General features: G+C 41.9%; 15 protein-coding genes. 5 read left to right on the top strand and 10 right to left on the bottom strand.

From position 1 onward, the window contains the following. Positions 1–2: 2 nt before the first annotated feature. The 7 genes from IGI94_RS11060 to IGI94_RS11090 all read right to left on the bottom strand — a co-directional run bounded on the left by IGI94_RS11060 (position 3) and on the right by IGI94_RS11090 (position 6953). On the bottom strand, positions 3–470 hold the full coding sequence (locus IGI94_RS11060) for a hypothetical protein (protein ID WP_015509293.1): 468 nt from the start codon (positions 468–470) through the stop codon (positions 3–5). Between the two features lie 52 nt (positions 471–522). Beyond that, positions 523–1857 (bottom strand): PTS sugar transporter subunit IIC, encoded by a 1335-nt coding sequence (locus tag IGI94_RS11065; RefSeq protein ID WP_015509292.1) that lies wholly within the window; start codon positions 1855–1857, stop codon positions 523–525. Positions 1858–1957: 100 nt separating this feature from the next. Further along, positions 1958–2992 (bottom strand): LacI family DNA-binding transcriptional regulator, encoded by a 1035-nt coding sequence (locus IGI94_RS11070; RefSeq protein WP_016621049.1) that lies wholly within the window; start codon positions 2990–2992, stop codon positions 1958–1960. Between the two features lie 141 nt (positions 2993–3133). Continuing rightward, the gene (locus IGI94_RS11075) at positions 3134–3736 is read right to left on the bottom strand and encodes a hypothetical protein (protein ID WP_375856247.1); all 603 of its coding nucleotides are present in this window, start codon (positions 3734–3736) and stop codon (positions 3134–3136) included. Then, positions 3733–4593, bottom strand: a complete 861-nt coding sequence (locus tag IGI94_RS11080; RefSeq protein ID WP_005225484.1) for a carbohydrate ABC transporter permease — start codon at positions 4591–4593, stop codon at positions 3733–3735. Before IGI94_RS11080 ends, IGI94_RS11075 begins: the two co-directional genes overlap by 4 nt. Next, on the bottom strand, positions 4593–5504 hold the full coding sequence (locus IGI94_RS11085; RefSeq protein ID WP_008379008.1) for a carbohydrate ABC transporter permease: 912 nt from the start codon (positions 5502–5504) through the stop codon (positions 4593–4595). Before IGI94_RS11085 ends, IGI94_RS11080 begins: the two co-directional genes overlap by 1 nt. A gap of 132 nt (positions 5505–5636) precedes the next feature. Further along, positions 5637–6953, bottom strand: coding sequence for an ABC transporter substrate-binding protein (locus IGI94_RS11090; RefSeq protein WP_008379010.1), 1317 nt, complete (start codon positions 6951–6953; stop codon positions 5637–5639). A 242-nt stretch (positions 6954–7195) separates the two neighbouring features. On the opposite strand from IGI94_RS11090, the gene IGI94_RS11095 reads away from it, so the two are divergent. Further along, the gene (locus IGI94_RS11095) at positions 7196–7699 is read left to right on the top strand and encodes an isochorismatase family cysteine hydrolase (protein WP_008379012.1); all 504 of its coding nucleotides are present in this window, start codon (positions 7196–7198) and stop codon (positions 7697–7699) included. A gap of 70 nt (positions 7700–7769) precedes the next feature. On the opposite strand, the gene IGI94_RS11100 is transcribed toward IGI94_RS11095, so the two are convergent. Beyond that, positions 7770–8054, bottom strand: coding sequence for a hypothetical protein (locus IGI94_RS11100; RefSeq protein ID WP_005234711.1), 285 nt, complete (start codon positions 8052–8054; stop codon positions 7770–7772). Positions 8055–8342: 288 nt separating this feature from the next. Between IGI94_RS11100 and IGI94_RS11105 the strand changes: the two genes are divergently transcribed. The 4 genes from IGI94_RS11105 to IGI94_RS11120 all read left to right on the top strand — a co-directional run bounded on the left by IGI94_RS11105 (position 8343) and on the right by IGI94_RS11120 (position 11108). Beyond that, positions 8343–9476, top strand: a complete 1134-nt coding sequence (locus IGI94_RS11105; protein ID WP_086299276.1) for an alcohol dehydrogenase catalytic domain-containing protein — start codon at positions 8343–8345, stop codon at positions 9474–9476. Between the two features lie 19 nt (positions 9477–9495). Continuing rightward, entirely contained in the window at positions 9496–9840 is a 345-nt protein-coding gene (locus IGI94_RS11110) for a YrhK family protein (RefSeq protein WP_008379018.1), read from the top strand. A 28-nt stretch (positions 9841–9868) separates the two neighbouring features. Beyond that, on the top strand, positions 9869–10084 hold the full coding sequence (locus tag IGI94_RS11115; RefSeq protein WP_008379021.1) for a DUF378 domain-containing protein: 216 nt from the start codon (positions 9869–9871) through the stop codon (positions 10082–10084). 181 nt (positions 10085–10265) lie between these two features. Further along, positions 10266–11108: a hypothetical protein gene (locus tag IGI94_RS11120; protein WP_438899760.1), complete on the top strand. Its 843-nt coding sequence runs from the start codon at positions 10266–10268 to the stop codon at positions 11106–11108. Between the two features lie 171 nt (positions 11109–11279). On the opposite strand, the gene IGI94_RS11125 is transcribed toward IGI94_RS11120, so the two are convergent. After that, complete coding sequence (locus IGI94_RS11125) at positions 11280–12752, bottom strand: glycoside hydrolase family 1 protein (protein ID WP_438899761.1); 1473 nt, start codon at positions 12750–12752, stop codon at positions 11280–11282. Positions 12753–12768: 16 nt separating this feature from the next. Continuing rightward, positions 12769–14613, bottom strand: a complete 1845-nt coding sequence (locus IGI94_RS11130; RefSeq protein ID WP_438899762.1) for a beta-glucoside-specific PTS transporter subunit IIABC — start codon at positions 14611–14613, stop codon at positions 12769–12771. Positions 14614–14630 lie beyond the last annotated feature (17 nt).

Here is a 14630-nt window from a genome sequence, read left to right on the forward strand (position 1 = left end):
CCTCAATTTTCCCCATTTTTTTCATTTGTCCCTGCTCGTTGACAAGCTGCTTCAAGATAACGCAAGCGTTTTTTGACGCCGCGATTGAAAAAGAATTTGTAAAACAGCGCCGCCAGCATAAAACTGTAGGTTGTTTTCTGCTGCGCAAAACGGCTTTGTTCCGAATACGTGACTTGCAGCTTCCCTTTTCGTCCTGGAGCAAAACTGTACCGTTGATCGATCACTCCTTCTTCATGGGTCGTACGAAGCCACAGCTCATCCGCGGCAATTTTTTTGACCGTCATGACGGCAGGTACCAACCGTGGGGCGGTTTTGGTTTGGATCATCGTTTCAATACGGCAGCCTTCCCCGAACGGTTCTTGGGCTTGTTTGGCTAGAAAGAATTTCTCTTGTTCCGCCAATAAAACACGGGAAAAGTCCGTAGGTGTGGTATTCATTTGATAACTGCAAGACAATGTATCGGTTCTCATCACAAATTCCTTTCTAAAGGGTGCGCTATTGCATTCCTTTCCGTTTCTGGGCTTATCTTTCTTCTACCCTTTGATTGATCGTTTCAGATGTCGCTTGTTCATTTAATGCCGCTTCCGCTTTTTCTTCTTTCAAGTACCCGCGATCCATTACGATCAAGAATGGCACCCAAATCAAGGTCATTACGGCAACCGTCACTAACTGTAAGATTGCGCCGGCAACAGAACCCGTGCCTAACCAACCAGATAAGAAAACAGGGGTCGTCCAAACCACCGTTGCTCCGATTGGTCGTGGCACCAAGCCTGCGGCGATCGCAAAGTAAGAAATCGTCGTACTGGCTAATGGCGCTAAGATCCATGGGACAAAAGCGATCGGGTTCAAGACGATCGGCAAACCAAAGGTCATCGGTTCAGATACGTTGAAAACAGATGGAGCGATCACCGTCTTCATTAATTTTTTCATCCGAATCGAACGAGCGATAAAGAATGCCATCGTAATCGAGATCCCCAGCTGCATTCCTTGATTGACGAACACGCCCATAAACGTAGTGTTAATGATATGGGGCAGTTGTTCAGCTCCCGCTTTGTAGGCTTCATAGTTTTCGATCGCTAACGCATTCATGATTGGATCGATCACCGCATTGACCACTAGTGTCCCGTGAATCCCAAACCACCAGAAGAATTGGGTGAACAAGACGGCGATCAGTACTGCTGGCAACGTACCGCCTAAGCCCATCAATGGTTTTTGCAGAATCTCATAAACGAAATCAACGGCATTGCCCCATGAAGTAAAGGTGAACAAGTAGCGGATCAAATTGAAAAGGAACAACGGTGCCGCCCCAGGAATGATGGCGACAAAGGATTCTGCGATCATTGGCGGAACCGAATCTGGCATTTTGATCGTCAGCCCAGCCGCACTGATTTTGCAATAGATCTGCGTAGCGATAATGGCCGTGATGATTCCGACAAACATTCCCTCAGCCCCTAATTTCGACAAGGGGATCACTGTACCTAACTCTTCGGATGAGCCAAAAGGCAGCAACATCAAAAACGAAGACAGTGAGATGGCACCTGCAAATAATTTGGCTTGTCCATACTTGCCAGCCAACTGATAGCCGATCCCAAAAACAACGAAAATAGCGGTGATACTCATGGTCGCATTTCCGATAGGACCAAAAAAGTCGTTTAGAAACGTGATGAATCCCTCTGGAAGTTTTTCCGAGAGTCCGAAAGTAGCAGGCAGATTTTGAATAATAATCATAATTGACGCAAACATTGTTGCAGGAAAAGCGACCATAAACCCATCACGCAGACTTAACAAGTATTTGTTGTTGGCAATGATCTGAGCAAAAGGCACCATCTTTTCGGCTAATTTATCAATAAACTTCATTTCGTTTTCTCCTTTATTTTCGACTGTAAACGTTTACTACAATCAGTATATTTGTTTAGTTAATGTTTACACAACCCCTAAAATAAAAAAAGATCAGACGTCACTGATCTTTTTCGGCAATCGATTCTCTAATGATCAATTCACTGCCACAAACGACGCGAACAGGCATCGTCCGCACCCCAAGGATTTTATTTTTCGCTAATTCGACACTCATTTGCCCCATCTCTTCAGCTTTCATCTTGACGGAAGACAATGCGGGCGTCATAAATTGCGCCATTTCGATATCATCAAAACTAACGACTGACACATCTTTAGGAATCGATAGCCCCGCTTCAGCGAGTGCCTTGTAAACCCCGACAGCCATAGGATCGCTGGCAACGACGATCGCTGTGGGGCGAGGATTCATTTGCGCGATCTGCTGACCAAAATGCAAACCAGTCTCTGGTGACCATTTCCCCTGCAGCACGGTTGTGAACTTTTCCAATTTATTGAGCAGCATCCATTGGCGATAATTTTCTGCTCGAATCTCTTGTTCATCGTAAACGACTTCGCCAGAAATCGTCACTCGGCTGGCAACACCGCCCACAAAGGCAATATTCTCATGGCCCTTCTCTTTTAACAACGTGAGGATCTGGTGAGTCTTTTGGGCAAAATCGGTTTGGATGCAATCGTAGCTGGGTGCTTCACTATAATTATCCACCAGGATAATATTGGCATTTTGCTGACTGATCTCTGCCAAAGCATCGCTGGTCATCTCTCCAATAATAATGACTGCGCCATACTTCGCCAATTGTGCCAAATCTTTTTGAGGCTCCCGCATGGAAAAGGCCCGAATCGTTTTTAAGCGCCACTTCGCCGCTTCCTTTTCGATCCCATTGCGGATCATCATAAAATACGGATCGTTTCTTTCCGACTCTCGATCGTGGCGGGTAATGATGGCAATCGTGTTTTGGTCACCGACTTCACGGGAATGGGGTTGATTTTTTTCTTTTGAATAATTCATTTGGTTGGCGATCTCAATGACTCGTTGCCGCGTGTGTTCATTGATACTGAAGGTTTCATCATTGTTAAGGATTCTAGAAACACTTGCTACCGACACCCCGGCTAATTTCGCGATATCTCTCATACTTGCCATAGCTGCACCTCATCTGTTTACTGTTTACTAAATTTACATTCAGCATAGGCATAATTTTTGACCCTGTCAACCTTCTTTTCACAAAAAAACCGAAACTCCTTAGCTTTTCACTAAGGAAGTTTCGGGATACCCGTTTGTTTTCTATTTGAGCGCTTGGTCACAGAGCACGACATTGACCAAATACAAGGTGCTTATTCCTAAGACCAATAAGTAGACTGGGCCAAACAGCAAAAAGGTCAAGACAAGCGTCACTGTTGCTAAAAGATGCGCCAGTACTCGTTTGGGTGAACGAGCAAACTGATAAAAACTATAAAACAATGAGCTGGGCTGCTGCGGATAGGTGTGAAGCAGCCTCGTTTGATAAAGTAAGACCAAGCAAAACAAGCCAAAGGTGAACGCTAACGCGTAACTAGCGATCTGAAACAGCGGGTGCTGCAAACGGCTAAAGATAAAGCTGTCCGCTAAAAGCAGCAGGAAGAATAGACTGAGCAAACGGTCTTGCCCTTTTCTTGTTGTCCACTGTTGATGAAATACCTGCTGAAAACGAGCTTTACTGCTTGCCTCCAAGCCATCGTTACGCAGTTCCGTCAACGTCTCGATCAATGCTCGACTAGCGGTGGTACTGGTGATCAAAGGCAAGGAATACAACAGCCACATGCCTTGTAAAACCAGTAAATGCGGAAGCCAGTTGATGCCAGTCAACAGCGCTTGGTTCAAGCGTTGCGGGGTAACTTTTGTTCTCATCCTTTGGAACCTCCCGTCAGATCCATTCCCTCAATAAAGTAGCGTTGTGCGAGGAAGAACAGCAAGATCGTCGGCAATAGCACAAGCGTTGCTCCTGCCATCAAGTAGTTCCACTGGGTCGTTGATTGGTTTTGGAAGACTTGCAGGCCAATCTGCAGCGTGTACTTTTCTTGGTTTTGAATATACAGTAATGGTCCTAAGAAATCATTCCACGCCCCATTGAAGGAGTTGATGGCAATCGTGATCAGCGCGGGTTTCGTCAATGGGATCATTAGATGGCTCCAAATATAAAGATGATTGGCGCCATCGATCTTAGCGGCTTCGATCAATTCATTGTTGACGGACAAGTAAAACTGCCGCATCAAGAAAATGTTAAAGGCGTTGCCGAAAAACGCTGGAACGATCAGCGGCAGATAGGTGCCGACCCAGCCGATTTTGGAAAACAAAACATATTGCGGGATCATCGTCACAAAGCCAGGAATCATCATCGTAGACAAGACGAGGGCAAAGATCAGATTTTTTCCTGGAAAGGCCAATTTTGCAAACCCGTAGGCAATGAAGGAATTTGATAAGACATTCCCGAAGACCACTAAGACGGTAATGAATAACGTATTTTTTGCATACTGCCAAAATGGAAAGGCGTTGATAGTCTCCAAGTAATTGCCAAGATTGATTTCTTCTGGGAAAAAGGTCGGCGGGTAGCGCACGATCTCCTCCATCGGTTTCAATGACGTAAAGACCATCCACAGCAACGGAATCAGCAGCACGATCCCGATGATCGACATCACCACATAGCTGATGATTTTTTTGACTCGCTGTTGGCTTGATTTGCTTCGTGTTTTTGTCGTCATTTCCATTAGCTGCCACCTCCGGTATAGTGAACCCAGCGTGGTGCCAGCTTGAGATTGATAAAGGTCAAGACTAAGACGATCAAGAACAAGATCATCGACATGGCCATCGCATAGCCCATATCAAAGGCGACGAAGGCTTTGTTCCACATATGCAAATTATAGAAGAGCAGCGAATTTGCAGGACCGCCGGTACCATTTTTGGTCATCACGTATGCTTCTTGGAAAATTTGAAAAGAACCGATCGTTGAAGTAATCACATCATAGAAGATGATCGGCGTGATCAAAGGAATCGTAATATTTTTGAATTTCGCCCAAACCCCCGCTCCATCGATCTCAGCCGATTCGTACAGCGTCGGCGAAATATTTTGCAAAGTAGCTAGATACAAGAGCATAGCGCCCCCTGAACTCCAAATCTTCATCAAAATCAACGCTGGTTTCGTCCATTCTGGATCAAACAGCCATGCCGGACCTTTGATATTGAACCAGCTCAAGAAGGTATTGATCAATCCTGCGGAAGGAGATAATAATTGCATCCATAAGACGTAGACGGCAACCCCTGAAAGGATCGCTGGTAAGTAAAAGGTCGTTCGGAAAAAACTGATTCCGCGGATTTTTTGATTCAGTAAAGTGGCTAGAAAAACACTGAATAACGTTGTTAAGGGAACATTGAAGAGTACAAAATACGCCGTGTTATAAAGAGATTTCCAAAACAGGGTATCTTGCGTAAACATGCGGGTAAAGTTCTTAAAGCCGATAAAATTCATTTTTGAAGTCAGATTGTAATCGGTAAAGCTTCCTACGAAGGAAAACAGCATGGGCCCTAACATAAAGATCACGAACCCAAGCAAAAATGGTGCTACGAAGAAGTAGCCCCAAAGAGCTTCTTGCCGTTTACTTTTTGAACGCTTCTTTGGCATTCCTTCCACTCCATTCTATTTTTACTCATTGTTTATTCAAGAAATCACGTCCGCTTCGCAAAGCAGAAAGCAAAGCCCAGTCCGCTAACCGACTGGACTTTCCTTCTTTTTTAAAAACGCTCGTTTTGAAATTTATTTGTTTTGCTCAACGAGATCTTCCACCGCTTTTTGCGCATCTGCCAACCCTTCAGCCGGTGTTTTGCTGCCCAGCATGATTTGGTCGATCTGTTCATTGACAAGACTGCTGAAGTCAGGCGCTGTCAATGGCACAGGCGTGATCACCGTATTGGCAAAGTTTTCATCCGCCATTTGGTAGATCATTTGGCCGTTTTCATCTAGATTGTCGTTGTTGACCAAGTTTTCGTTGGCTGTTCGATTCGCCATGATATCAAAGCTTTTCTCACCAAATTTCTCTTGAACTTCTGGTGTCGACAAGTATTTGATAAACTCATAGGACGCTTCAGGATCTTTGGCTCCGTATGGCACTTCTAAGACGAACCCGCCACCCCATGACCAGTGACCAGAACCACTTTCTTTTTCAGGAATTTGAATGACCCCAAATTCAAAGTCATCCGGTGCATTTTCCGCTAAACTTGAGTAGTAGTTGATGTTTTGCGCACGCATCGCCACTAATCCAGAAATGAATGGATCGGCAACACCTGAACCAAATTCAGCTTCTAACCGATTGATGGTATCTTGACCATAATACTCTTGCCAGTCTAAGATCCATTCCAACGCTTCCACTTTGTTGTCTGTATCGATTTTGACGTTCTCATCCTTGTCAAACCAGCTGACGCCATCGTCGGCATTCAAGGCCCACACATCGGCGCCTAAATTCCACAATGGGTAAAAACCGATCCGCTCAAAGTCATCACCGTTTTTGACATCTAATTTACGAGCAACTGTTTCTAACTCCTCCCACGTTTGGGGCAGTTGCTCTTCACTGATACCTGCCTCTTTAAAGAGTGTCTTGTTGTAGAAAATCACTTGCGTATCTGTATTGAAAGGAACAGCATACGCATCCCCTTCATACTCCACCGTATCCCATAATTGCGGATAAAATTCATCAGAAAAGCCTTCTTCGATATACTCGCTTAAATTTGTTGCTTGCTGCGCTTCTGCCCGCTGAGCAACAGAATTAATATCTTGTACAATAACATCAGGCGGATTACCAGCAGTGATCGACGACAGTGATTTTGTCCAAATATCGCCCCAAGGCTGGTAGCTGTATTTGACCTCGATTTTATCTTGTGACGCATTAAAATCATCAATAATTTCTTCAATTACTTCTTGTCTTGCACCAGACCCCCAGAAGGACCAAAAATCCAACGTCGTTTTGCCATCTGCTGACTCATTCCCCGAGGAATCAGCGGTTTCACTATTGCCACATCCTGCCGCCAGTACACCAACTGAAAAAAGCAAAGTCCCCATATAAAATAACTTTCTCATTTAACCTAACCTACTTTCATTTATTTTTAATGTACTATTTAAAAGCTATCACTACTTCTTCTTTTCAGCAAACAAAAAGCATCGTTATTCGAATAAAAAAATAACATTTTTACCGTTTCACGATAAGAAGAGCGTTTTCTTTGAAAATTTAAAAAAAGTGGGGCATCATAGAAATAGCACCTATTTTTCAACCTCTCGTTAGATCATTTGAAAAACGATGTTTATAGAAAGGGAGTAACCACATGCTAGTCATTGTCGATATGCAAAACCAAATTCTCGATGAAGAGAACGAAGCGTATGTGCCAGATAGCGCCGCTCTCGTCAAACGAATCGCCAAGCGCCTAGAACAAGCGCGGGCGAATGGGGAGTACATCTTACACACCCGCGACATCCCAATCGAAGTCAAAGGAACGCCTGATGAAGAAGCCGCTGCCCTGCAGCTTATCCCAGAACTTAAGCCTCTCGAAAATGAAAAAGTCGTCAAGAAATACTATTACAGTATTCCACCTGAAGTCTTGATCGACATCAAGAAAAATCTATTTAAGCCTGAAGAAGAAAAGAAAATCGAAATCACCGGTGTTGAAACCAACATCTGCGTCCTTTCCAATACGATCGAGATCCAAAGCGCCTTTCCTGACGCTGATTTCACCATCAATAAAACATTAGTCGCCGGTAAAAATCACGAGTCGCAAGGACTCGACATCTTACGAGACTTCAATGTCCAAATCATTGATGGAACAAAATAAACCAATGACCAATAAATAACGAAAGCTCCCTGTTCAAGGAACAGAGAGCTTTTTCAATTTAATTATTCATTCAATTCATTGAGCCATCTAATAGCTCGGTCGGAATTTCAATCCGAACCTCATTTTCTGTCTGACAGTTTGGACATACGAAGGTTCCTTCGATGGCTTCCTTCACTTCCCCGTAAGTATAATGAATAGCGATTTCATCTTCTGCCAATTCATTCGTTTCCAACGGTGGTACCATGGTTAATTGCCCCTCGCTGTCTTCTTGTAAATGAACGACTAGCTTCCCATCAAAGTTTTCATTGCAATTGGTGCAGGAAGCTTTTCCTCGAATCGTTAGATCCATGATCATCCCTCCTCATTTCTTGTCACTGGTTGATGCAGGTTCCGTTAGATACTCGTAACGCATGCATGCTTCACTTTAATAGTGTCACGCTTTCACTTTTTTAGCAAATCATCTGTTTTTCTTTTTTTAAACCATTGATGAAGAAAAATCCTAATCAACCGTTTTGAGCGTTTTCGTTGTCAAATCGTTAAAATCCTTGCAGAATTAACTTATCTGTTACTGAAAAGTAAAAACATGTTGTTGGAAAAATTAGTGATTGTCCGAACTTATCTGAACAAACAAGGAGGAAAAATGATGCAAGCAGTAACCTGGCAAGGAAATCAAAAAATGGACGTTCGCCGTGTAGAAGATCCAACGATTTTAGAACCGACGGATGCGATCATCCGAATCACCGCAACTGCAATCTGCGGCTCTGATCTCCACCTTTACCACCATGGCGGCTCGGTTTTGGAAGAAGGCTATGTCGTTGGTCACGAACCAATGGGTATTGTCGAAGAAGTCGGCAGTCAAATACAGAAACTAAAAAAAGGCGACCGCGTCGTCATCCCTTTCAATATCGGTTGCGGTCACTGCCACTTTTGTCAAAATGAGATGGAAAGTCAATGCGACAATTCTTCAGAAGATACATTGTATGGCGGCTTATTCGGTTTTGGAAAAATGAACGGCAACCACTGGGGCGGTCAAGCCGAATTCTTGCGCGTACCGTTCGCAGATTTCACCTCGTTTATCGTACCTGAATCAACGATCCCTGATGAAAAAGTATTGTTTTTATCTGACATCTTACCTACAGCATATTGGAGCGTCCAAAATGCCGGCGTCAAAAAAGATGATACCGTGATCGTCTTAGGCTCAGGACCAGTTGGCTTGTTTGCGCAAAAATTTGCTGTGATGGCAGGCGCTAAGCGGGTGATTGCCGTGGACCCTGTTGCTCATCGCTTAGAAAAAGCCAGCAGCTACAATCAAGTCGAAACATTCCAATTGGATGATCTGGCTACCAGTGCCGATGAATTGTATGAGCTGACCAAAGGTGGCGCTGATGTGATCATCGACTGTGTTGGGATGGATGGTTTAGAACCCGTCAAAGAAAAAGCCAAAAATCTAGTCAGCTTGCAAAGTGGAACAATCTCACCGATCCAGATGGCCGCCAAGGCAGTCAAAAAATTTGGTACCGTCCAAATCACTGGCGTTTACATGACACCTGCTTCTTCTTATCCATTGCAAGAATTCTTTATGCGCAACATTGATGTCAAACACGGGCAAGCACCTGTGATCCATTTGATGCCAAAAATTTATGATATGATCGCGGACGGTTTGTTTGACCCGTCACAGATCATCACCCACACGATGCCTTTAGCAGATGCTGCCAAAGCGTATGAGATTTTTGACAAAAAAGAAGACAAGAACATCAAAGTTGTCTTGAAACCTTAGCACAAATAAAGGAGCAGTGATGGCACCTATGCCAAAAATCAAACGGAGTGAACATCAATTCGATCCTGGAAAAGAAGAAGATGTGATCATCAAGGCAAGTCGCTTTCGCATCTACTTTCAAAATCGCTACATGTTGATCTCACTTACGAATGATATTTTGACGGGCTTGTTTTATATTTTCGGGAGTATCGTTTCATTAACTAGCTTACCTGCGATTTACGGAACGATCGCCTATTTGATCGGCGGTGTCTTTTTGACCATTCGCCCGCTGATTAAAATCGTTCGCCATGTCTATATCTATAATGATCGCAATCAAGAAGGCGAGAAAGAAAAAGATGTCACCATCACCGACGATGAAAGTTGATGGGGCGACAACTAGAGAGGAGTTTCCTATGTTAAAAACATTTGATGGGATCGCACTGACACTATTGATCATCGGTGGGATCAATTGGCTGCTGGTCGGCGCCTTCGAGTTTGACCTTGTCGCAGCGATCACCGGCGGCAGCACGTCGATCATTGCCCGCGTCATTTATATTCTAGTTGGGATCAGCGCATTGTATAGCCTAAAATTCTTTCCAGCTATCGCCCGCCAACAAACACTCGACTAAATGAAAATAAAACCTGCATCTGCGGTGTGCTGACCCCAAAAAAGTTAGATTTTTGGTCTAACTTTTTGAGGTCGCATCTGTGGATGTAGTTTTTTTGTCTACAATCATTGAAAAAAAACACCAGTTGTACTACTCTTGTATTTAACCTACTATTTTCGAAAATATAAAAAGGACGTGACTCATGACCCCACCTACTAGACCCTCGCTGATACGTCGGATACTCGGTCGGATGCTTTTGCTATTGATTTTCTTATTTATTCTAGGTATTATTGGCGGAATCATTGTTTTAAATAACCTCACCATCGCGGAAAATTGGTTTGGTCTGAATGAATACCAAGTCGTTGAAACCAGGCACCAGATCATTCGTTTGTTCCCCTACTTTTGGGTAGCAGGGATCCTGCTGGTCTTTTTGATCGGTCTGATCATCGGCCTCAAAAAACACAAAAAATCGCCATTTTACTGGTTATTCTCATTGCTCTTGCTGCCAGCGATTCTCTTTTGTATTGGCGTAGTTTCCACCTTTTTACCTGTAGACCGCCAACTCTTTCGAGAAGAAACCAGTGCCAAAGAAATTATGGCGGCGCTGCCAAATCAATCTTCATTCAAGGACAAAGAGCTGCAACTGGTCAGCTATAGTTTTCACATCCGCAATGTCCCGCTAAAAAGCGGCATTTATGCAGTTGCGCGAGTGATCAATCCAAACACAGGCCTACAAGACGAGTATTGGTATTACCCAGAAAATCTGTTGACCAAATGGAAAAAAGACGACGATACGATCGAGCTTTCGATGGAAGATACCATTGCCTTTGATGCCATCGACTGGGGCGTCATTCCCAAGATCATCAAGGATTCTGAGGCGCGAGCAGCTCAGCTAGATTACTATGTTCCTGGCGTCAGCATCGTCATTTTAAACGGCTTCCAAGGCGAATGGACTTGGACCGTTGGTTTAAATGGGATTCGTAATCGAACCGAGATCAATTATGTCTATGATCTCAAAGGAAATTATCAATCCGAATGGCAATAGAATTTCGCGAATAAGGGATTCTAATTATCAAAAAAGGGCTAAGATTTCAGCTATTATCTGAAATCTCAGCCCCATTTATTTATACATTTACTAACAAAAAATACTTAGAAAGAATCCTTCACTCGATTTCAATATGCAAATCCGTAACAGAAGAAGATGTGCAATGATATTCTATTTGCCGCTATTTAGCGATTTTCCATTTGTCTTTATCACTTCTTTGTACCAATCAAAACTATCTTTTTTCAAGCGTCGCTTTGATCCTTTCCCAAAGTTATCTTGGTCAACATAGATAAATCCATAACGCTTAGTCATTTCATTCGTTCCCATGCTGATGATATCAATAGGCCCCCAAGAAGTATAGCCCATAATCTCTACACCATCATCAATCGCATTTTCTACCTCTAACAAATGCTTAGTCATATAATCAATACGATAGTTATCATGTATTTTCTCATCTGCAGTTAATTCATCGTTGTATCCCAACCCATTTTCTACAATGAATAATGGGATTTGATACCGATCGTATAAGCTATTTAAAACATATCTCAAACCGACTGGATCGATTTGCCATCCCCAATCAGAAGTTTGTAAATAAGGATTTTTTCCCCCGGACATCAGATTTCCCGAAGTCAATTCTAAACTCTCTGCATTAGCACTCGTAACAGATGAACAATAATAGCTCAATGCCAAGAAATCAGATGTATACTGTCTAATCAACTCTAAATCATTTTCGCCAATATTGAGCATAATATTATTTTTTTCTAAATATCGTTTGATAAATGATGGATAATATCCTCTTACCATCACATCTCCATAAAAATAATTTTCCAATTGTGTATCTGTCAGAGCTTTCATAATATCATTCGGATTACAGGTTGCTGGATAAACTGTGAATCCAGCAATCATACATCCAATTTTTGCATCAGGAATCATCTCTTTGCCTGCCTTGATCGCTAAACTGTTAGCTACGAAGACATTGTGTGCTGCCTGATATCCCGCTTCAAACATATTATCTACTTTATCTTTTAGCACTCCTGCAGCTAAGGGCGTCACAGTTGTCATTCCATTTTGTTCATTGAAAGTAATCCAATATTTTACTCGATCGCCAAAGCGTTCAAATAGAACCTTGACATATTTTATATAGTGATCAATGACTTCTCTATCATAGAATCCTCTATATTGTTCCATTAATCCGAGTGGTATTTCTCCATGACAAATAGTGATCAATGGTTGAATATCATATTTTAACAATTCATTGATGACATCATCATAAAATTGCAAGCCTTCCTCATTAGGTTCTTCTTCTGTTCCCAACGGAAAAATTCTTGACCAGCTAATAGAAGTTCTAAAAACCTTAAAGCCCATTTCTGCGAATAGCTTAATGTCCTCTTTATAGTTGTGATAAAAGTCTATCCCAATACGCTTCGGATAAAATTTTCCATTTGATAAGTCTTTTCCTTCGTTCATTTTTTCAGTTGTGTAAAAATCTAATAAATTAATTTTTTGAGCATCTTTGCCTGATTCATATTCGATCATATCCATCGGTGACCATCCTCGTCCACCTTGATCAAATCCACCTTCAGCTTGACAAGCAGCAATGGCTCCTCCCCATAAAAAATCTTTTTGGAATGTCTTTTTTTTCATGCGTTCAATTCTCCTCTTAATTTATTTCAAAAATAGTCGCTGTTTTATCAATATTTTTAACACTATCATTTATTTGAACAGTGTCATAGTTCTTGTAATTTGTAACAATAACAGGTGTTGTTACTGGATATCCAGCTTCCCGAATTTTAGCTATATCAAACTCTAATAGCACTTCACCTTTATTAAAGCGTTCACCTTCATTCTTAGTAATATGGAAATATTTACCTTGTAAATTTACAGTATCCATACCTACGTGAATCAAAACCTCTACACCTGATTCTGAAGTTAAGCCAATTGCATGTTTTGTTGGAGTAATCGCACTTACTCTTCCATCGAAAGGCGCATAAATTTTTCCTTCATTAGGTTCAATAGCAATACCTTGTCCCATAGCTCCTGAACTAAAAACTTCATCTTCAACATCTATTAAAGGGATTATTTGACCAGAAAGTGGTGACTTCACAAATTGCTTTTTAGCTCCTTCAAATTTATTGTTTTCATCTTTTTCGACGATATCATCTTGTGATTCCTTAAACGTTAATGCCACAATAATAAATGAGACAGCAAAAGATAAAACCGTTGCGATAACATGTTGGAAAAATTTAGGATTTCCTAAATTCATTAATGGAGTGAAAACGCCCAATCCTCCAAAGAAATATTGAACAGCGTCGGTCATGACAATGTATGCACCACCCACTGCACCACCTACCATTGTTCCAATCAAAGCGCTCTTATATTTAATCATAACACCATAAATACCAGGCTCAGTGATTCCCATCAATCCAGAAGGTGTTGCAGCCGCAGCAATGGTCTTCATTTTCATGTTTTTAGAGCGAACTAATACTCCAACCACTGATGCTGCTAATGCGACATTAGCCATATTTGTAGCAGGCATTAAAATAGTAGAACCTGTTGATGCAATTTCTTGGAACAGTAATGGAATCACTCCATGATGCATTCCTGTAACAACTAACGGAATCCAAAATGCTCCAATAATCGCTCCTGAAATCAATTTTGATGAGTTGATCAGAACCGTCAGACCCTTCATTAAGATCACACCGAAATAAGAACCTAATGGTGCAAACAAAATCAACGTTAATGGAATCATGATAAGCAATACAATAAATGATGTGAAAAACATTTTCAGTGCTTTTGGCATCAAACGATCAACAAAGCTGTAGACGTATTTTAGGACAAAAACAGCCAATAGGATAGGAATAACTGTTGAAGAAGAATCAACTATCTTCACTGGAATCCCAAGAAAATACATATACTCAGTACCTGCACTTATAGCGTTCAAAATGGTTGGATAAAACAACGCTGCAGTAATTGTCAAGGCTAGCATAATGTTTGTCTTCATTGCTTTTGCAGCACTATAAGCGATTAATATCGGAATAAATGTGAATACTGTATCTGCAGCAATATATAATATCTGATACGTATCTGATGCATCCGATAGCCAATGCAACTGTGTACATATCGTTAGAAACGTTTTTAAAAGTCCCGCTCCTGCAATGATCGGAATAATGGGAGCAAAAATCCCAGCCATTGCTTCCATAGCTGATGATAGCCCCTTCTTCTTATTTGTCTTCTTTGAGGGAATCAAATCAGCATCTTCTAAGGGAATCATCTCTTCGACAAACGGGTAAACGTATCGAACTTCATCTCCAATAATAATCTGGACTTGATCCGATTTTGTCACAACACCAGATACACCAGAAATAGAATCCAGCTTTTCATAATCCACTTTGTTCAAATCATTGATATTCAACCGCAATCTTGTTGCACAATGATAATGATGGGTCACGTTATTTTTTCCACCAACCGCCATAATGATTGATTTTGCCATTTCTTTGTAATCCATGTTCATCTCTCCTTAAA

The sequence above is a fragment of the Enterococcus sp. AZ149 genome (assembly GCF_051714285.1).
GTDB lineage: Bacteria > Bacillota > Bacilli > Lactobacillales > Enterococcaceae > Enterococcus_D > Enterococcus_D entomosocium.